18 protein-coding genes are annotated in these 20,361 nt (G+C 44.5%); 11 read left to right on the top strand and 7 right to left on the bottom strand.

Features of this window, described 5'->3' with window-relative positions:
• Positions 1 to 142: 142 nt before the first annotated feature.
• Positions 143 to 1,003, top strand: coding sequence for a hypothetical protein (locus FLA_RS21075; protein ID WP_076382202.1), 861 nt, complete (start codon positions 143 to 145; stop codon positions 1,001 to 1,003).
• 152 nt (positions 1,004 to 1,155) lie between these two features.
• Entirely contained in the window at positions 1,156 to 1,605 is a 450-nt protein-coding gene (locus FLA_RS21070; RefSeq protein WP_159445185.1) for an RDD family protein, read from the top strand.
• Here FLA_RS21070 and FLA_RS21065 read toward each other — a convergent pair.
• From FLA_RS21065 to FLA_RS21050, 4 genes are read right to left on the bottom strand one after another with little or no spacing between them, the layout of a single operon-like run.
• On the bottom strand, positions 1,602 to 1,862 hold the full coding sequence (locus FLA_RS21065; protein WP_076382200.1) for a hypothetical protein: 261 nt from the start codon (positions 1,860 to 1,862) through the stop codon (positions 1,602 to 1,604). The genes FLA_RS21070 and FLA_RS21065 overlap by 4 nt on opposite strands.
• A 31-nt stretch (positions 1,863 to 1,893) precedes the next feature.
• Positions 1,894 to 3,096, bottom strand: a complete 1,203-nt coding sequence (locus FLA_RS21060) for a cytochrome P450 (RefSeq protein ID WP_076382199.1) — start codon at positions 3,094 to 3,096, stop codon at positions 1,894 to 1,896.
• A gap of 12 nt (positions 3,097 to 3,108) precedes the next feature.
• On the bottom strand, positions 3,109 to 4,524 hold the full coding sequence (locus FLA_RS21055; RefSeq protein ID WP_076382198.1) for a Dyp-type peroxidase: 1,416 nt from the start codon (positions 4,522 to 4,524) through the stop codon (positions 3,109 to 3,111).
• A 10-nt stretch (positions 4,525 to 4,534) separates the two neighbouring features.
• On the bottom strand, positions 4,535 to 5,812 hold the full coding sequence (locus FLA_RS21050; RefSeq protein ID WP_076382197.1) for a hypothetical protein: 1,278 nt from the start codon (positions 5,810 to 5,812) through the stop codon (positions 4,535 to 4,537).
• A 204-nt stretch (positions 5,813 to 6,016) separates the two neighbouring features.
• Between FLA_RS21050 and FLA_RS21045 the strand changes: the two genes are divergently transcribed.
• Positions 6,017 to 7,441: a metallophosphoesterase family protein gene (locus tag FLA_RS21045; protein ID WP_076382196.1), complete on the top strand. Its 1,425-nt coding sequence runs from the start codon at positions 6,017 to 6,019 to the stop codon at positions 7,439 to 7,441.
• On the opposite strand, the gene FLA_RS21040 is transcribed toward FLA_RS21045, so the two are convergent.
• Positions 7,436 to 7,636 carry a hypothetical protein gene (locus FLA_RS21040; RefSeq protein ID WP_076382195.1) on the bottom strand — a complete coding sequence of 67 codons (201 nt, stop codon included), beginning with the start codon at positions 7,634 to 7,636 and terminating at the stop codon, positions 7,436 to 7,438. The genes FLA_RS21045 and FLA_RS21040 overlap by 6 nt on opposite strands.
• A gap of 201 nt (positions 7,637 to 7,837) precedes the next feature.
• Between FLA_RS21040 and FLA_RS21035 the strand changes: the two genes are divergently transcribed.
• From FLA_RS21035 to FLA_RS21015, 5 genes are all read left to right on the top strand, one after another.
• Complete coding sequence (locus FLA_RS21035) at positions 7,838 to 8,755, top strand: hypothetical protein (RefSeq protein ID WP_076382194.1); 918 nt, start codon at positions 7,838 to 7,840, stop codon at positions 8,753 to 8,755.
• 82 nt (positions 8,756 to 8,837) lie between these two features.
• Positions 8,838 to 9,455, top strand: a complete 618-nt coding sequence (locus tag FLA_RS21030; protein WP_096511223.1) for an alpha-ketoglutarate-dependent dioxygenase AlkB family protein — start codon at positions 8,838 to 8,840, stop codon at positions 9,453 to 9,455.
• Positions 9,456 to 9,499: 44 nt separating this feature from the next.
• Positions 9,500 to 9,865 carry a hypothetical protein gene (locus tag FLA_RS21025; RefSeq protein ID WP_144264165.1) on the top strand — a complete coding sequence of 122 codons (366 nt, stop codon included), beginning with the start codon at positions 9,500 to 9,502 and terminating at the stop codon, positions 9,863 to 9,865.
• Between the two features lie 163 nt (positions 9,866 to 10,028).
• Positions 10,029 to 11,750, top strand: coding sequence for an ABC transporter ATP-binding protein (locus tag FLA_RS21020; RefSeq protein ID WP_076382192.1), 1,722 nt, complete (start codon positions 10,029 to 10,031; stop codon positions 11,748 to 11,750).
• Positions 11,734 to 13,497 carry an ABC transporter ATP-binding protein gene (locus FLA_RS21015; protein ID WP_076382191.1) on the top strand — a complete coding sequence of 588 codons (1,764 nt, stop codon included), beginning with the start codon at positions 11,734 to 11,736 and terminating at the stop codon, positions 13,495 to 13,497. Before FLA_RS21020 ends, FLA_RS21015 begins: the two co-directional genes overlap by 17 nt.
• Positions 13,498 to 13,517: 20 nt before the next feature.
• On the opposite strand, the gene FLA_RS21010 is transcribed toward FLA_RS21015, so the two are convergent.
• Together FLA_RS21010 and FLA_RS21005 are read right to left on the bottom strand one after the other, a co-directional pair.
• Complete coding sequence (locus tag FLA_RS21010; RefSeq protein ID WP_076382190.1) at positions 13,518 to 14,039, bottom strand: 2'-5' RNA ligase family protein; 522 nt, start codon at positions 14,037 to 14,039, stop codon at positions 13,518 to 13,520.
• Complete coding sequence (locus FLA_RS21005) at positions 14,023 to 15,138, bottom strand: serine hydrolase domain-containing protein (RefSeq protein WP_084206502.1); 1,116 nt, start codon at positions 15,136 to 15,138, stop codon at positions 14,023 to 14,025. Before FLA_RS21005 ends, FLA_RS21010 begins: the two co-directional genes overlap by 17 nt.
• Positions 15,139 to 15,290: 152 nt before the next feature.
• Here FLA_RS21005 and FLA_RS21000 point away from each other — a divergent pair, with 152 nt between their 5' ends.
• The 3 genes from FLA_RS21000 to FLA_RS20990 all read left to right on the top strand — a co-directional run bounded on the left by FLA_RS21000 (position 15,291) and on the right by FLA_RS20990 (position 20,276).
• On the top strand, positions 15,291 to 15,734 hold the full coding sequence (locus FLA_RS21000; RefSeq protein ID WP_076382189.1) for a GNAT family N-acetyltransferase: 444 nt from the start codon (positions 15,291 to 15,293) through the stop codon (positions 15,732 to 15,734).
• 170 nt (positions 15,735 to 15,904) lie between these two features.
• The gene (porV, locus tag FLA_RS20995; protein ID WP_084206501.1) at positions 15,905 to 17,029 is read left to right on the top strand and encodes a type IX secretion system outer membrane channel protein PorV; all 1,125 of its coding nucleotides are present in this window, start codon (positions 15,905 to 15,907) and stop codon (positions 17,027 to 17,029) included.
• Positions 17,030 to 17,051: 22 nt separating this feature from the next.
• On the top strand, positions 17,052 to 20,276 hold the full coding sequence (locus tag FLA_RS20990) for a DUF2341 domain-containing protein (protein WP_076382187.1): 3,225 nt from the start codon (positions 17,052 to 17,054) through the stop codon (positions 20,274 to 20,276).
• Positions 20,277 to 20,361: the final 85 nt, after the last annotated feature.

The raw sequence follows: 20,361 nt of genomic DNA, 5'->3' as shown, positions 1-20,361 counted from the left end.
AAACAGGGGATATTTTACACCTGTAAAGATGCATGATTTTGTTTAACCGGCAGTAACAGCCATTTGCCCGTTTATGGGCATCCTTAACATATTAAATGTGGTGGCTACTGTATATTCGCATCATTTTTAGCCCTTTCGCCTTATGTATAATCGTATAGCCCTGATGTTTTTTATTGCCTGCCCTTTTTTTACCGGATGCGACAAAGCTGCTAAAAAGCAGGCCGGTACGCAACAGCAGGGAGTACTGGAAACTCCATACCTTACCTACACACAGCAGCTGGATGTTGCTGATATTCAATCTGCCGCGCTGGCGGTAAAACAATACTGTAAACTATTTACCGGTGCAGGCCAGGATTCGTGCGATGAGGGATTTGTGATTTTTGAAAATTTTTGTAAACAGCAATGTAATACGTTAACGCAACTGGTACAAAACAAAGAAGAGTATCAATCGCTGGTGGCAACAGATGAATGGGGGGTAACCCGTGAACTAACCGGTGAACTGAAAGTGTTTAGTAACAGGTTACGGGAGAATGGGTATAAGGTAGTGCTGGCAGGAGGGAAGATGATGGTGGTGCAGGATTGGGATTTGGTAGCGGCCCGTATGTCGAGGTTTGTATCGCCCGATGTAAATGCCTATATCGCCCGCATGAACAAAGAATTTAAAGAGACGGTGAATGTGCATACGCAGGTGGCAGTATCTCCGGAAACTTTGATTGAAAATATGATCTGGCGCGAAAACTTTGGAGCACAGCATGCAGCTTTTATTTTACAAAAGGATATGAAAGAAAGCCATAGAACCCTGCTTACTTCGCTGATGCGGGGAACAGACAGTGTGTTCTTTCTCTCGGCCTGTGCTTATCTGGGCAGGCAATACCCGGCTTCCGGAACTAACAAAATTGTGGCTCCTTACTACAAAGCCAGGCAGGAACATAATTTGTCTTTTGCTAATGCGTTGTTAGACAGGTATTACAAGCAAGGGTACATTTATAACGCACAAAGGTAGAGTCCTTAGTTTAAGGGGTGTAAATAGGCTTTGTTCAATAGCCTGCTTTTTAGATATTGTAGTAATTTTCCACCAAACCTCCCCCTGCTATGACTTACCGTTCTATCCCTACATCCCTGAGGTTAAAAGCTATGCTTGTTGACCACTTTTGTATGACTTGTATAAGTCTTTTCTTCGCCATTCCGTTAATTGTATACCTGGTAATAGACCCGTTGGGTTATGCTCATTTTGAGCTGGCTACTTACCATAATCTGTATTACCTGCTGGTGTTTGGCTTGTCGTTGTATTTCTGCAAAGACAGCTTAAACGGGCAGAGCTATGCGAAGCGTAAGTATGATTTTCAGGTAATTGACAGAATCACCGGCCAACCGGCTTCACCGCTGAAATGCCTGGTGCGTAATATTTTTTGCCTGGTGTGGCCGGTAGAGGTACTGGTTTCGCCCGAAACCATGCATAAAAGAATAGGGGATAAAATTACCGGTACCGAACTGGTAAAGTCTCCCCGTTTATCTGAGGTGCCTAAAGTAAAATACGGCCAGGTAGCACTTTGTGTATGCATTTCCTTTGCCGTACATGCAGGTGTATTTTTCCTGATCTTTTAAGCCAGTTCTTTTTGTAAATAGCCTTCGATCATATCGCAGGGTACAAACATAGGCTTATCCGTAATGTCTACATTTAATGTTTCACCTGCTACGGTGTAATTGCCATGCACAGCTCCCAGTGGTGTTTGCACTACAAAATTGCCTTTGCTGCTATCTCCATCGAAAGAGCCTTTGGCGGCGGTAATACGCGATCTTAATTTTTCTACTACTGCATCTGCAGTATTGTTTAAAGGAACGTTGAAATTGCACTTAGACATGGATAAATAGATTTTAGAGCGTGTACAATCATTAGTTAAAAGTCAAACTTAAGCTTTTCGGAAATACAACTTCTTCATATTGTATTTTTCCTGCCTTCCCCGGCGCCCTTTGTAAATTTTTTAACCTTAGCAGGCCTGCTACCAGTTCGGGTACTGTAACCTCACTGATATATTTTCCGCTGCATACATGCGGACCATATCCAAAGTGCATGTATTCTACGTTGCGATTAGGATCTATCTGTTTGGCGTTATGTACAATGTCTTCATCAAACATGGCCGACAGGGTGGCGGCATAGATAGTGCTACCTGCGGGTACACGGCGTTCGTATGGGGTGTCTTTGCCTATTACTGCACCATGTTTGCAATAACGCAGTATGATGGGGTTATGTGGGTTAAAGCGCAGAATATCGAAGCAGTAACTACGCAGTGTTTCCATATCATTAGCATGCACTGCCTGTTGGCAGGCTTTCATAATATCAGGCCGCTTTAACAACTGGTCGATAATATGGGTAACTACTTTGCTGGTGTTTTCCACTACACCCAGGATGCATAGGATGTTTCTTCTGACTGCATCGTTGTTTAGCCAGCTGTTGTAAGGTTGTAGCTGTATAAGCCGGTTCAGCACATTGTCTTCCAATGGAGTGGTTTGCTGCTGGCGTTGTTGTATCAGCTGGTTTAAGTGGGCGGCTATTTCTTTGGCTGCAATCATGCCTCTTTCGCGAATGGCCTTGTTATCGTTGAGGTTGGCAAAGGCTTCGCTGAAAATGCTTCTTTGCCAGCGCATCATGGTTGCCTCATCAGCCGGTACGCCAAAGTATTGTGCCACCACCCTTACCGATGCCAGGCGTGCATAACCGTTAACGGTATCAATAGTATGGTTAGGTTGGGCCTGTTCCAGCAGGTCGTTGGCTATGTGGCGTATCATTACGCGTATAGTTTTCAGGTCTTCCCGTTTTATCACCTGTCTGAGTATATCACGGTCGCGCGTGGTTTCGGGCGAGGCGTCCATGCCCAGCACAAACGGGTTACCCATTCTTTCCATTTTATACCCGTCAATTTCATACACGGTAAAATCGGTTTCCCTTTTTAACACGTCCATTACATCTTTGTAGCGTGTTACTACAACAGTTTTGCCTATACGCGCTACCGGTTTGTATTTGCGCAATATCGAAAACACCGGGCGTAAAACGGGAGCACTGCTCACCCATACTTTCAAAGAATTACTGATGCTCATATAAGGCGGTGTTTATAAAGTGGATAAATAGGAAAGGGCTTTAATGCCCGGCATAAAAAAGTAAGCGCCACCCTTTACAGTTACAAAGGGGGGAATATTGCTCAGTCTTTTACGCAGCCCGTTGCGGGGCGTACTGAAGAAGCCTGATTTGTGTTCATCTTCCGGGTGATGGTTGTTGCCTATAATGGGATCACGTTCATTATTAAGATTAAACAGTTTGGGGTTGTTTACCCAGGCATTTTGTATAAACTCAAACTGGCGTGCGATACTGGTATTGAAGCAGAGGAAGTGCAGCCCTCTTTCGCCCTCAAAGTTTTTGGAACTGAGTATTTCGGAAGGCTCCAGGCTTTCACATACAGGCTTTCCATAGCTGCGGCCACGGCGCAGGATACGGTGTTTGTTGGATATTTCTATAGAGGTTTTTAAATCCACATCCATAGCATCACGCGGATTGGTGCGCCGGATGTGCGAACCTATAGGGCATTTCAGGCCTTCACTGTCCGATGCCCGGTAGGCAAAGCTGTCGTGATTTTCCATGCTGCTGTCGTCTTTGTCCGGCGAAAGGCATATAGGAGCACCACTGGGCCAGCGTCCCATCATTTTGGCAGCCAGCTTAATCATTTCCTCTGCATTGGTTTCGCCGTTTTCGGCAGTAGCATCGTGCATGTATTGCCAAAACTGCTGCACGTTCTGTTCCATTTGCCGGAATACCAGGTAACTACCGTTTTTACCAAGATCGTGCGTGTTGTTTGTAGTGGCTTCCGGTAAATGTGTAGCAGCAGGTGTGCTGGTTACCACGGGACTATCGGGGTATTGCTGGTAACTGTTTTTGTAGCCAAGTATAAACTCTCCGGCTGCTACGGTGTTTTCCGGTGTGTCAGTGCGGCTTAAGCCTTCAATAGTAGGCTGTGCTATACCATCCCTGAAACCAAAATGTTCTTTCCGTTTGGATAATACAGAGGTTTCCAGTTTTTTAATTAATCGCACCCCCGTTGGTAACTGTTGCACTTGTTGCTGGTATAATTCATCCAGCGTGTCTTCGTCCAGTGCATACAGCATTAACAACGCATGTACGGGTTCATTGGTTGGTCCGCCCCAATGCCATTTTCGTGGATCGTTATAGTCAAAGTCGCCCAGGAATAATTGTTTATGCGGGGTGGTCATGCCGTCTTCCAGTTCCAGCGGAAAGGTTTGCATGGCATCAGCAGGCAGGCCTAATGCCTGTAGTCCTGTATAGGTAAAAGCAATGTTTAACGCCTGTGTGGTGGGCTTGCGGTTGCCGGGCATCACCTGTTCGGCCACTTTTTGTAACCAGGGCCCCACCTGGTTGTTAGAGTCTATGGCAAGTAATAGAAAATGACTTGCCGGTAGCTGGGCATATCCTTTCAGAATAATGCCTTGTATATCGTGTGTGTCTAAGGTGTTCATATGTGTTTGTTTAAATAAGGCTTAACCATTGGGTGGCCTCTTTTTCTGTAAACTGGCCCGACAGGCCTTTGCGTATACGTGAATTGCTGAAAACATTTTTTACGGTCACTTCTTTATTGGCAGTGTACCACACATTGGTGATCACCTGGTGGTGCCGGGCCCATTCCATAAACTTTTTGGCATCTTTGGCGCCACCGAAAAGCATCAGGTAGGTGCGTGGGTAGTTAATGGTGTGCGAGAACAATAGTGTTAACTGTTTGGCTGCTATATTAATAAAGTCGGTAAGATAACTTTCCGAATTGCCATCAAAGTTGCTGAGGAAAAGCATTTGCCTGCCTTCGTTGATAATGAGCCAGCGGGCAAAATGCACAGTAGGGATGCCGGACAGCTTTCCTTTGCTAAACAGGTAGGGCGCCAGAAAATTGGTGAGCCATAACAGAAATTGTATGGTATTACGGCGTAGAAAACCGGGCTTTACATTACCTACTGCTGAAAACTGTGCCTGTACCATGCCTGTTTCGCGGTCGGTTAATGCACGCAGGTGTTCCTTTGTAACTATATTGGGTTGTGGTTTATCTCTTATTTCATCTATTACTATTAACAGAAGCCAAAGCACCAGCAAAGGCAACAAGGCTATAGCCAGTACCAACAGTAACAGCACGCCGCCCACCAGCTTTCCATAATGTTTTAACTTCCACGCCAGGCCAGGTTCGGGCTCAGGCTGCAAGGCCCAGGCAAACGATGGAATACCTGCTATATGTTCTTTGATTGCGTTACGAATGTCTATGGCACTTTTGTTGGCGAAACTGGCAAATTGTGTGTCGGAAAAACGTTCTATTTCTTCGCGCAGCAACCGCTCCTGTCGTATTTGCTGTACCGACCGGTAACCAACACCTACATAAAAAGTAGCTGGCTTTTTGCTGTGTTGCAGCAGGTAATTGGCCAGATCGTGCTGATTATAAACACCTCCGGGAAACTGGGTGCAGCACGAAAATACTTTCCATAAGCCGGGTCCTGCCTGCGTAAGCAGCTCTTCCAGGTGTGGTTGTAAGGCGCCGTCGTAATTAGTAGTAAAGGCCAGTTGTGCAGGAATGTTCTTGCCGGTTACATCCGTTCGTTCGGGCAGTAACACAAACCGGGCAAAATGGATAGTAGTTACCTGGGTAAAGGGAACGCTGCTATTCGCATCATTCTTCTGTAATTCAATATCAGCCAGCAATTTACTCAGCAAATCCTGCATTCCCGGCTGTACGCCGGCGAGCACAGATAATGCGCCATGTTCTGTCATGAGGTGTATTTTGGTTATCGTGTTATCAGCCCCCTAATAGGCAGGAGTGGATAGTGTGATAAATTATATATTATAAAATATTTACACGCTTTTGGGGGAAGGCGCTTCTGCAATATACAGTTTCCTGTACCTATATAAAAGAAGAATGCCGGGTAAATTTGAGAAAAAGCGTTATTTTTCTATTGAATATATAATTTATTATTAATGCTTGTCATCATCAGCGATCTGCATCTTACCGATGGAACATCCGGCGAAATCATCAGCAAATCTGCCTTCCGGTTATTTAAAAACCGGTTAAGTAATATGGCCTACGATGCATCGTGGCGCAGGGAAATAAAGGATTGCTCTACATGCACGAACGGTAAGGTGTGCAGCAATTGTTACCGGCCCGTGGAATGTATAGATATATTGTTGCTGGGCGATATATTAGATGCCATACGTAGTGAAAAATGGAACAAAACGGTGAGTGATGTTGTGCCATGGACCACGCCCCGGGATAATGGTTTTTACCAGGAAATAGATAAGATAGTTACCGGTATACTGGATTATAACTCAGACTCGTTGCGCATATTAAGCGGCCTGGTAAAAGATAGTGACATTTCTATTCCACTGGAAATGTACAGGGCCACCCAGCAGGATAAAGACAAGGAGAAAATTGATTACAGCGCCAGTAAGGAGCGGTGGAGGGTGCCTGTGAAAATATATTATATGGTAGGCAATCACGATTGGTTTTTTCATATTGATGACCCTCGTATGGTGGCTATTAATAATAAAGTGATTGACCGGATGGGGCTGGCTAACGAAAAAGGAAAGCCTTTTCCTTACCATCGTTGTGATAGTGCCGCTATAGCAGCTACACAGGATGCACACCGGGTGTTTGCAGAGCATGGCGACCGGTTTGATAAAACCAACTGCCAGTACCCGAACCGCAACGAGTCGTCGGTAGGAGATGTAGTGGTAGTGGAATTACTGAACTGTATTCCGGAGCTGGTGGGTGAATATTTGCAGCAGCATGCCGGCCGGCGGTACGGAGCCAAACAGATAGAAGCGTTTGTGAACCAGTTAAGAGAAATTGATAACCTGCGCCCCTATACATTGGCACCGGCCTGGATAACGCATGTGAAAAAACAACTGGGTATGGAAGATCCCGTAGTGAATGATGCTATTAAACATACTTTACAAACTGTGTTGCAGGCATTTATTAAAAGTCCGCTGGTGGTTCGTAACAAAGGTCTTGTGTGGAAAATGAAGTTAGCCCGCTGGTTACTGGGGCATATTAGTGTAGATACATTAGCCAGCTTATTGCAGCGAACACCGGTGGTAAAAGACAATATAGAAACTTACCAGGCCTATGCCCGGCAGCTGGCTGCCGGGGAATCGAAAGACTTTTTTGTAATGGGGCATACGCATTATGCCGAAGTAGTGCCGTTGAGCACTTATATAGGAGAGGATGGCGAGGTGCGCAGCAAAATTTATATTAACACCGGCACCTGGCGCAGTGTGCACCTGCAAGGGGTGGAAGGCCGCTTTTTTATCAGTTACAAAACCATGACAATGGCCGGCTTTTTTAAAGGAGATGAGCGGAAGGGGCGCCCGTTTGAATGCTGGACTGGTTCACTGGCCTTATAGAATGGCCGGAAGGGCATGAATGCTATGGTTGCCTTGTTTTTCCTGTAGTAGCAAACTTGCTTTCAGTTGCTTGTATTCCGCGTAATATTGTTTAATTACCGAAAAGGGTTCGTTATTTCTTATCGCCTGGAAATATTGCATTTCCATCCTGGTAAGCAGTTGATTTTTATCAGTTTCTCTCAGGTGTACGCTCATATGCGAATAAAATAGATTTAAGTGGGCTGGTTAAGGCGTTTGGGGGAGTTGTTCTTTTAGCAGCCTACATATAATAAAGAGTAGTTGGGCGAATAAAATACGTATAGGGGAACTGATTTTTTTTTCGGTCAATGCCTGGATTTCTATTGTTTGCTATACCGCAAAACACATTAAATTGCGGCGTAACGAATCAACCCCTTTATGACCCAACGATTTATTGTAGCCGTATTGCTTGCATTTTCCGGCATTTTTCAGAGTAGTGCGCAAACCGGAAACACTTCAGATGATTATTATACACTGGTAAGCGATATGATGGTTTCGTATGGCAACCAGCAATACGATAACGCGCTGAATACTTTTAAAAAGGTACTGGTGTTTAAAGAGCAATGTAATGCAACCGATTATTATTACGGGGCTGCCTGTGCAGCTATTACTCACAAACAGGCACTGGCATTTACCTATTTAAGAGAAAGCGTAAAAAAAGGCTGGCTGGACACCTTGCGTATACAGGAGAACAGCGAGTTTGATACGGTGCGTATGGCCAAAGAGTGGAAGCCCTTAATACAGGATATCAGGGCCCGCTATCAAAAATTACTGGAAGTGTTTAAAGGGGTGAAAGGTAAAAAAACGGACGACCTGGTGCCCTATACTAACAATGGCAACTGGGGGTGGATGGATAAAAATACCGGCAGGGCTGTATCGCCGGCGTTTTTTGATGAAACCGGTTTTGCCGAACAGGGTGCGCTGGTGTTTAAATACAAGGATATGGATTACCATTACCTGAACAACAGGATAACGGTTTTAAACCTGGAAGCGGGTATGGAGTTAAAGGATATGGAGCGCCTGGAAGATGCTGTGCCTGCAACGGATGGCGGGGAGCAAACCGTTGAAATAAGCCATCCGGGTAATGTGCCTGCTGAGCTGGTGAAGCGTTATGTGGCTGTAAAAACTGCCAAAGGCTGGAACGTATTGGATAAAAGCTCCCAAAAGGTAATAGGCAAACATGATTACCAAAGTATTAAACGCATAGCGGGTAATGTATACTTTTTGGTAACTACTGCCAGCCGTGAATTTTATATGGACGCTAACGGCAAGGAATATATAGTGGCAGCCCCGTAGTTTGCCGCCAGCGTATTGCGCAGGAACCGGGTTTTTATCATGCTGGAAATGATTCATTTTTGCATGGTAAAAACCCGGTGTTATGTTGGAGCTGTTTAGTGAAGCGGTAGATAAAAATAAAAACTGGTTGCCAAAGGATGGTACGGTGCACTATTATGGGAAGCTGCTAACCCTGGCACAAGCCAATCATTACCTGCAGGTGTTGCTCAGCACTATTGAGTGGAAAAACGACGAAGCCGTTATTTACGGGAAAAAGCTGGTGACCAAACGGAAGGTTGCCTGGTATGGTGATAAGCCTTTTGCCTACACTTATTCTGGCGTAACCAAACTGGCTTTACCCTGGACGGCCGAACTGCTGGAATTGAAAATGATGGTGGAAAAAGCCAGTGGTGAAACCTATAATTCCTGTTTACTCAACCTGTATCATACCGGTGAAGAGGGTATGGCCTGGCATAGTGATGGGGAAACTGATTTGAAAAAAAATGGCGCTATTGGTTCGTTCAGCTTTGGGGCCGAACGCAAATTTGCTTTTAAGCATAAACAAACACAGGAGAAGGTGGAGTTAAAGCTGGAGCATGGTAGTTTGCTGGTAATGAAAGATGTTACGCAAACGCACTGGCTGCACCGGTTACCGCCTGCAAAGCAGGTAAGAACAGCACGGGTTAATTTAACTTTCCGTACCATTATGCAGCCGCTTTAGGGAATATGTTCTACTTTTGGCCGGAACCTTTAAAAACTCTGGCTATGAAATATTTTCTGAAGCTGACTTTCTTTTGTGTAGTGGTAGTTGTGATGTTCAGCTGCAGCACCTCCAAAGCAACGGTAGATAAAGCGTTGTTATCCGGCGAGTGGATTACGATTACTCCTGAAAATTCTCCCAACGTTACCATTGAAAGCGACAACAGCTTGTTTATGCTGATGTCTGCTGAAGAAGAAGGAACCATCGATACCCTGCGTTTTAATTTTGTGCTGAAAAAACGGAAGCTTACTTTGTTTATGGATCAGAAAGAGGTAAGTACCAGTGAAATTAAAAAACTAACCCGTGATTCGCTGGTGTACAGGCGTGAAAGGGATAATGAGGTTTTCTCCTATAAAAGGCGTGCAAAATAGTTACATTCATTAACTTAATGTGAATAAAGGATAAGCGGTAAGCCTGCTTATCCTTTGTTTTTTTACACTTGCCGAAGGGGTGCGGTATTGTGTTTGTGGTATGGTAAATCTGTTTACATTTAGCGTAAATAGGTGGGGAAATTCTACTCTTCAAATGTGAGTTATGAACAAAAAGCCGGGAATTTTGAGTTTACTAAGGCCTTACCGGGCGTTGGTGCTGGTGTTGCTATTGTTTACCCTGTTGGGTAATGCCATTAACCTTGTTCTTCCTTCTATTATTGCACATAGTATAGATGCTTATACGGCGGGTACGTTTGATAGCGTGGCCGTGTTGTTGCAGTTTGGGGTGGCAGTGGGTTTTATTTTTATATTCACCTATCTGCAAAGCATTATTCAAACCTATGCTTCGGAAAAGGTTGCCCGTGATTTGCGCACGCGTTTGTCGGATAAAATATCCCGGCAAAGTCATGCATTTATTGAGCAGGTAACGCCGGGTAAACTACTTACCAATTTAACGGCCGATGTTGATTCTATTAAAATGTTTATTGCACAGGCCATTGTTTCTATCATTTCTTCGGTATGTATCATTGTTGGAGCCAGTGTGTTGCTGCTTTCTATTAACTGGAAGCTGGCATTGTGTGTAATAGCTATTATTCCTATTATCGGTATTACTTTCTTCCTGGTATTGCGCAAGGTGCGTGGTTTGTTTATTCAAAGCCGTGCAGTGATAGACTGGCTGAATAAGGTAATTAATGAAAGTATACTGGGCGCTGCTATTATACGGGTGGTGAACTCGCAGCAGGGTGAGTATGTAAAGTTTTTAGAAGCAAGTACCAAAGCGCGCAATTTTGGGATGGCCATTTTAAAACTGTTTGCGGGGTTGATACCGGTAATTACGTTTACTGCCAACATGGCCATGTTAAGCATATTGGTGCTGGGTGGGCATTATGTTATTACGGGCAGCATGAGTTTGGGTGAGTTTGCCGCCTTTAACAGCTACCTGGCCATGTTGATATTTCCCATACTGGTTATCGGGTTTATGAGCAATGTGATAGCGCAGGCAACTGCGGCGTTCGATCGCATACGTGGTGTGCTGGATGCGCCGGAGCCGGAAGAAACCGGGACACTTACGCATGCTTTGCAGGGGGATATTGCTTTACGGGGAGTGAATGTATTATATGGGCAAACGCCGGTGTTAAAGAATATTTCTTTTGAGGTGAAGGCGGGGGCTAAAATTGCCATTATCGGTCCTACGGCAGCAGGTAAAACGCAGTTGCTGTATTTGCTTACCGGTTTAATAAAGCCGGCAACCGGCGCGGTTACTTTTGATGGACATGTGTTTACCGATTATAACAGTGAAATTTTTTACCGCCAGGTGGGCTTTGTGTTTCAGGATAGCATCATCTTTAACATGAGCATTCGGGAAAACATTGCGTTTAGTGATAAGGTAACAGATGCTGCGTTGCAAAAAGCAATGGAAACAGCCGAACTGATGGATTTTGTAAACAGCCTTCCGGATAAACTGAACACTATTGTTTCGGAACGGGGCAGTAGTTTGTCGGGTGGGCAAAAGCAGCGTATTATGCTGGCCCGGGCATTGGCGATAAATCCGAAAGTGTTGTTGCTGGACGATTTTACGGCACGGGTAGACGCCAATACAGAAAAGCGTATACTGGACAATATTGAACGCAATTATCCGGGTATTACTTTATTGAGTGTTACACAGAAAATAGCTACGGTAGAACATTATGATCAGATATTATTGCTGATGCAGGGCGAACTGATAGCCAGTGGTAAGCATGATACGTTGATGCAAACCAGCCCTGAATATGTGCAGTTATTTAATTCACAACAAAGCACCAGCAATTATGAATTACAATCTTAATCAACTGGGGCAGCAAAGGCCCAAAACATCTACACTGGCTGCTTTAAAAAGCCTGCTGCAATTGATATCGCACGAGCGGCGCAATTTGCTGATTGCATTGGTAGCCATTTTGTTGAACTCTACCTTAAACCTGTTAGGGCCTTACCTGATAGGGCATACTATTGATACTTATGTAGTGCATAAACAATATCATGGGGTGTTGGTGTTTGCCGGCATACTGCTTTCTATGTACCTGGTGGCTTTATTCACCAGTTACTTTCAAACCAAACTAATGGGTGGCGTGGGTCAGCGTATGTTGTTTACCCTGCGCAACGAAGTGTTTCAAAAGTTGCAGGTGTTGCCTGTTGGCTTTTTTAATGCGAATAAAGCGGGTGATTTAATATCAAGGGTGAATAACGATACAGACAAGATCAACTCTTTTTTCTCGCAGTCGCTTATGCAGTTTATTGGCAGCATTGCTACTATGACGGGAGCAGGTATTTTTTTACTGGTGATTAACATCCGGCTGGGGGTGGCGGCATTAGTGCCCGCGGTGTTGATTGTGTTGTTTACGAGAATTGTATCGCCCTGGGTAAAGAAGAAAAATGCGGTGAACATGTCCAGCGTAGGAGGCATGAGCGCAGAGATACAGGAAAGCCTGGGCAATTTTAAAGTGATCATCGCTTTTAACCGCCGCGACTATTTCAGGCAGCGGTTTCAAACGGCGAACCAGCAAAATTATACTACTGCTAAAGGCGCAGGTTTGGCCAATAATATTTTTGTGCCGGTATACAGTATGCTGTCCAGTATGGCGCAGCTTACAGTGTTGTTGTATGGTATTTACCTGATAGCACACCAGGAGTTTTCGGTAGGGCTGCTGGTGAGTTATCTTGCCTATGCCACTAACTTCTACAATCCTTTGCGGCAGCTGGCTGCTTTGTGGACCAGCTTTCAGGTAGCCATGGCCGGCTGGGACAGGGTATCGGTTATTTTATCGCTGGATACTAACTTGCCGGTGATGGAAACGGCAGAAGAAGTGTCGGCTGCCGGGCCTTTAATTGAATTAAAGAACGTGCATTTTGGTTACCTGCCTGGTAAGGAAATTTTGCATAATATATCCCTGCAATTGCAAAGGGGGAAAACTTATGCTTTTGTGGGCCCGACAGGGGGAGGTAAAACTACTACCGCGTCGCTAATTGCGCGTTTATACGACCCGGTAAGTGGTACTGTTTTGCTGGATGGCAAAGATATACGCAGCTATACGGCAACAGAAAGGACTAAAAAAGTAGGCTTTATTTTACAGGAGCCATTTTTGTTTACCGGTACCGTGAAAGAGAATATCCTGTATGGTAACGAACAGTATGCAGCCTATAGAAACGAAGCTTTGGAAGAGGTGATTAAAAATGCCAACCTGCAAAGTTTGCTTACTATTTTTGAAAACGGATTGGAGACAAAAGTTACTTCCGGTGGCGATAGCATCAGCTTAGGACAAAAGCAACTGATTGCTTTTATGCGCGCGGTGTTGCGTAATCCGGATGTGTTGATACTGGACGAAGCCACTGCTAATATAGATACAGTGACAGAGCAATTGCTGGAGGATATTTTAAACAAGTTGCCGGCAACCACCACACGTATTATTATTGCGCACCGGTTAAATACCATTGAAAATGCGGATGAAATTTATTTTGTAAATTCTGGTGAAGTAACCCGTGCCGGTTCTTTTGAAGATGCTGTAGATAAATTGCTGAAAGGAAAACGAGTAAGCTAATTACATTCCGGGTTGCTGGCTTATGACCGGAAGGCATAAACGTGCTGTGCCTTCCAGGGGCCTTTCATATACAGCCATGTTTTAAAGCCTGTGGTGGGGATGGAAAACGGTTCAAAATTTTGTTGCAGGTGCTGATGCACCTGTTTTGCTTTATACTCTGTTGTTTTATTCAGAATGGTAATGTGTGGATGTAATGGCTTGCTGTCCTGTTTACAAAGCCAGGGCGCAAAGGCTTCCTGCATTTGCAGGTGCAGTGCTTGTAATGCAGGTGATTGCAGGTGATAGGCTACCCAGTTACCGGCTTGTTTTATTTGCACTACGTCCAATACCAGGGGCGGGCGTTGGGCAAACTGTTCCAATGCAGCCTGAATGCCTGGTTGGTGGGAAGGTAGTTTGTAAAACAGGGTGATATGTGCATCGAGGTAATTGGCATGTGATGGGAAAAATTGTGTGCGCAGGAGGTTGAACCGGTGTTGTTGTTCTTCTTCCATTTCCAGTGTAATGATCAACGGGCGGGAAGGCAGGTTACTGTAACGCTTCATTTACCAATTTATTCAGGGTTATATACCGCTCTTGCCTGCCTTCGCTTTTTATATAAAATGCCATGAGAAAAGCGCAGTAATGATGTGTGTTGCTGATCCAGGGAAAGCTGCCAAACAAACCAGGGCTGGTAATAGATTCGTTGCCGGTGGTGCTGGTGCGGTTGCCCATTACCCACTCGCCAAAGCCATAGCCAAACTGCCCGGCTTCGGCAGGGGCGTACGCTACTGTTACTTCTTTGGTAACGCGGTTTACCTGCATGGCGGCTATGCTGCTTTCACTCAAAATTCTTTTGCCATTGAACAGGCCTTTGTTCAGTATCATTACCAGGAAGTTCATGTAATCATTAGGCGTGCTGAATGCGCCACCGGCGGGTAAGGCTACTTTGCCTTTACCAAAATCGGTGTTTTGCATATTCAGCGGCCGTGCAATGCGTTCGGCAAAAAGTGTTTCAAAGCTTTTGCCGGTTATTTTTTCCAGCACAGCACCGGCTATTTGCAGACCGGTGTTGCTATAGCGGAATACTTTACCGGGCTGGCCTTCCATAGGCAGGACGGCAATGTTTTCAATGGCTTCGTCCATGCTGTTCACCTGGCGCATTTCCTGCAGGCTTTCTTTTAGGTCCGGTGCATGTATGGCGGTAAGGTGCGACAGGCAATGACTGATAGTGATATTGCCTTTGCCATGTTGCGATAGCACGGGCAAAAACTTTCCTACTGTATCGTTGAGCTGTAGTTTGCCTTCATCTACAAAAGTCATTACCAATGCAGCGCTCAGCCATTTGCTGCAGCTGGCTATGGCCTGGCGGCTGGTGGTGGTGTAATCGTCCAGGTTGGCTTCCTGCCCCTGCCGCCTGGCTATGATCTTATTAACGGCTTTTTGCCGGAAGTTCATACTGTTGACCGATTGATTATATACAATCTTTCCATCTTTATACACCATCAGAATAGTGCGTCCCCCTAACTGAGGGGAATTGGTGGTTAACCAGTTATCTACTTTGCTAAAGTTATACTGGGCAAAAGCATTACTTGCAGGCCAGTATATAAGACCTGCTAACAGTACAATATTCAACAGTGATACAAGGGTACAGTTCTTTTTCATAACTATAGGGGTAGGTAGCTAATGTAGAGATAATTGCAGGGCCGTCAAAATAAAATTACTATTACCCGGAGGGGGGATATTAAAGGGGGGCGTTCATAGATTAAAATGTATTATTTTCATTTTTCAATGCCGTAAGTAAAATTAACGGAAACATGAAATTCAGACAAGCTACAACTGCGGATATACCACAAATCCAGGTTGTGCGACATACCGTGAAAGAAAACACTTTATCAGACCCCGGTTTGGTAACTGATAACGATTGTGAAATATTTATAAACCAACGCGGCCGTGGCTGGGTTTGCGAAGTAGATGGTTTACTGGTGGGTTTTGCTATTGCCGATTTACAGGACAATAATATCTGGGCTTTGTTTATACGACCCGAATTTGAAGGAAAGGGTGTTGGAAGGCATCTGCATTCCCTGATGCTGGAATGGTATTTTTCACAAACCCAAACAACGGTGTGGCTGGGTACGGCACCGGGTACACGTGCTGCTGTTTTTTACCGGAAAGCCGGTTGGACAGAGGTGGGGATGCACGGCTCGCGTGAAATTAAGTTTGAAATGACTTATGAGGATTGGATGAAACAGCACACTTAACAATATATTTGTAAAACCTAAACCGAATTACTTTTACAACCCGCCCTAAACTATATGACTACACAATATGCTATTTTATTGTTAACCTCTATAGCTACCTGTGGGTTTGTGCAACAACGAACCGAAGAACCAATATCTGATATATCCCCTTTAATTAATAACTGAGATCAATGAAAACAATCTTGAAAAGAGGCTACCTGGCAGCAATCTGCTTATGCGGTATGGTAAGCAGCTATGGCCAGGCAACGGAGAAAATTGACATAGTAAGTACTGCTGTGCCATTTTTACGTATATCGCCGGATGCACGTGCCGGTGGCATGGGCGAAACCGGTGTATCCACTTCACCCAATGCCAATTCTCAATTTTATAATGTTGCGAAATATGCGTTTGTGCACGATTTAAGTGGTGTAAGCGCTACTTATACTCCCTGGTTAAAAGACCTGGGTTTAAAAGATGTGTATTTAGCATCTGTGGCCGGGTATTACAAACCCGGAGAAGAGCAGGCTTTTTCTGCTTCGCTACGTTACTTTAGCCTGGGTAATATAGAAATTTCTGATGCAGATGGTAATGATCTGGGGCATCAGAAATCGAGTGAGCTGGGGTTTGACCTGGGATATTCGAGAAAGCTGACTGCCAATCTTTCGGTAGGGGCAGCCTTACGGTATATTTATTCCAACCTGGCAGGTACAGTTTCTACTACGGGAAGTATGTATAAAGCGGGTAATGCTTTTGCTGCCGATTTGGGAGTGTATTATAATAAAGTGGATGAAGCGGGTGAGGGCTGGCATGCAGGTGCAGCGCTTACTAACCTGGGCAGTAAAATAGGGTACACCAATGATGCTACCCAGAAAAATTATTTGCCTGCCAACCTGGCTTTAGGAGCGGGTTACAGCTGGGTGTTTAATGAGGTGCATAAAATAAGCCTCCATGGCGAAATTAATAAGCTGATGGTGCCTAAGCTGCCCGATGCGTCTGATTCGGCTGCTTATGCCAAGTATGGCAGTGAAGGATCGTTAAGCGGATTGTTTAAATCATTTGGCAATAGTGCTATGGCCTACTCTATAGGTAGTGAATATGTATATAACCGCTTATATGCACTAAGGTTAGGCTATTATACCGATAGCCGCAGCATGGGTAAACGTAACTATTTAACCGCAGGCGTAGGTATTAACTATAGCATGTTTGGTGTAAACTTCTCTTACCTGGTGCCTTCGGGTAGCGGGGTAACGCGCAACCCATTATCCAATACGCTGCGTTTTAGCCTGCTTTTTTACATGAGCAAAGAAGCGAAATAACAATCCCCTTTAAAAAAACTATATGACAACGGAATTCTATTCTTTTCATAAACAACAAACGTTGCCCAGGTGGCTGTTTGTGGTATTATTGATAGCAGCCTTAGGTGTTGGCAACAATGCCTGGGCGCAACCTTCGGGCTGGAAGTATAAAACAGCTATACGTATTACCAACGCCACGGCTACGGCTACCATCGACTTTCACCAGATGCTGCTGATAGATACCAAAAGCCTGGTAGATGCCGGCCAAATGGACGCCAGCCTGAAAGATCTTCGTTTTGGTAAGGATGCAAAGGGTGTTACCCTTTATCCTTATTTTATAGAAAGTGGCGCTAATACGGCCAGTACTAAAGTGTGGGTGAAAATAGATTCGGTGCCTGCTAATGATGTGGTGATATTTTATATGTTCTATGGCAACAACGCGGCAGTAAATGCTTCTACTTTAAACACTTTCCTGGGGCCTTTTAATACTACCGATTCTACTACAGAGAAGCAGGTGGGTAGTCCGGCTAATAACTCGCAACGAGGGATCTGGTTCAGGCCCAAACAGAATATGTTGTTAACCGGGCTGGGTAAACAAATGCCTGTGGCTTCTACTAATACGGTAACGCTTTTTGATCTGGATACCGAAGATATCCTGGAACAAACCAGTGTAGGTGGTGCAGCGGAGCAGTTTAACTATACTTCTCTATCTAATTATCGTTGGTTGAATAAAGGAGCGGATTATGTGGTAGAGTTATTTGTGCCCAGCGGATTGTATTACCAGGCCAACCTGCAGAATGTTAACAAGTATATGAGCATTCCCCGGATGGTATTTTGTAATGGTTGTGATGCTTCTACTTTGCCTGATCCTACCTCTAACAGTACCAGCTTTGCGGGCTTTAACGGTGGGTATGCCGATATGCAGTTTTATGTAAGGAATGATTCTATCGATATGCCTTCTTATGAATTCGGGCCTTTCATTATGGTGTCGCCCGATACATTAAAACATCCGGTGTATAAAATAGCATTTGCAGATACACTTACTGCTACAGATGGTATAGAGCCATTTACCTATGAAGTGTATTCGGGCAGTTTGCCTAAAGGGTTTAATTTAAGCACCACAGGTATTATTACCGGTACGGCTAATGATATGGGCACTTATAATTTTGTGGTAAAGGTGACGGATGCTTCGGCAATTAACGGGGTGCCTGCCTTTGTGACCAAAAAATATACACTGACGATAGATAAAGCGCCACAGACCATCACTTTTAATAATCTGGTGGACAGGGTGTATGGCGATACTTCTATGATATTGAGCGCCACTGCTACATCGGGCTTGCCGGTGACTTTTTCTGTAGCGGGTGGTCCGATAGATATTAGAAATGATACGGTGGTAATGATCCAGGGCACAGGTGGTGCTTTGATAACAGCCCGTCAAGCGGGAAATGAATATTATTTGCCTGTAGTGTTTTCGCAGGGCTTTATGATCAATGCCCAGCCACTGACGCTGATAGCAGATGATAAAGACAAGATATATGGAGACGATAATCCTGCATTAACGGTTACCTATGTAGGTTTAGTAAATGGCGATTCTACAGTGCCAGGTGTAGTGGTTACCACCAGTGTGGTGAAAAACTCTGATGCCGGAGAATATGAGATTGCTGTGGATGCTGATGGTAATACCAATTACGAGTTAAGCTACCAGGCTGGTAAATTCACCGTGAAGAAAAGGGATATTCATTTTAGTCTGAATGCCAAACCCGCCATTTCCAAGGTGTATGATGGTACTGACACGGTAATTTTATCTAAAGATAACTATATGGTTACGGGCATTGTCCTGGATGACGCTATTGAAGTAAAACGTACGATACATTATTCTGATGTCAATGCAGGTATGGCTAAAACCATTACCGCTGACAATATAGAGGTAACCGGTGCTAAAAAAGACAACTACCTGCTGGTGGATTCTTCTGCTACTGTTACGGGTGATATACTCAAGCGGGAACTGAACTTTACCTTAAGTGCCAGCCCGCTGATTACAAAAGTGTATAATACCAATGATACGGCTGTATTAGCAGCTGCCAACTATCACCTGGATAATGTGGTATCTACCGACACTTTAAGCGTTAGCTGTGTAACTACTTATTCAGATAGCAAGGTGGCCAATGGTAAAACCATTACAGCCACCAACCTTGTGCTGAATGGAACGGCTAAAGACAACTATACCTTACTCACTACCACCACCACTACCACGGGTAATATTACTACGCAGCCGGTTTCAGTTACATTATTGTCAACGCCGGTGATTGCTAAAACTTATGATGGTAACGATACCGCTGTTATTGCAACTGGCAATTACAGTATGACAGGGGTGATAGGAAATGACAATGTAGTGTTGAACAACCCTGTGTATGGCTCTTACGATAGCAAGCATGCGGGTGAAAATAAAAAGGTTACCGTAAACGGCTTGCAGTTATTAGGTAGCGATTCGGCTAACTATAAACTTACTGCTACTTCTGCTTTTGCCAGTATAGGTACTATTGTGAAGAAAGATGTAAGCGTAATTGCCGACTCTGCCAGCAAGGTATACGGTGAGGAAGATTCTGTGTTAACTTACCAGATTACCGGCCTGGTAGCTAAAGAGTCGTTGAATGGTGCTTTACAAAGGGAAGAAGGCGAAAATGTAGGGAAATATGTAATTACCATGGGATCGCTGGCGAATGATGATTATAAGATCATTAATTACACGCCGGCTTACTTTAGCATTACACCAAAAGAGATTGTGGTTACAGCAGATGACAAAGAAAGAGAACAGGGACAGAAGAATCCGGAATTAACGTACACCTATACGGGTTTTGTGCGTGGCGAAGATTCTACGGTGTTTACCAGCCCTATTCAGATAGCTACTGCTGCTATTCCTATTTCTCCTATCGGTTATTACGATATTGTTCCTTCCGGCGCAACAGCTGCTAACTACTACTTTACTTTTGTAAATGGTAAGTTAACCATTGTGCCTGCCAGCGACAAAGTGCGGGTATGGTCCAGCAACCGCAGTACCATGCAGGTAAGGATATTCAGCGAAAGAACACAGAAAGTAACGATACAGATGTTTACCGAATCGGGCCAGCGTGTGTTGGCGCGCCAGGAAACTATAGTAGACGCTATTAATAATTTTGTAATACCAGTGGGACATTTACCGGCTGCTTTCTATGTGGTAAGAGTAGATGCAGAAGACTTTATGGAAGCACATAAAATAAATATCAGGTAATTATAACCTTTTGGATATCTGTAACGAAAACGGCGCTGATTCAGCGCCGTTTTTATTTTTTGCCTGTTGGAGTATTCATCCTGTA

Origin of the sequence: Filimonas lacunae, assembly GCF_002355595.1 — a bacterium.
GTDB classification, from domain to species: Bacteria; Bacteroidota; Bacteroidia; order Chitinophagales; family Chitinophagaceae; genus Filimonas; species Filimonas lacunae.
The sequence above is the reverse complement of the archived record's forward strand: the minus strand, read 5'-3'. Positions and strand labels throughout refer to the sequence as shown.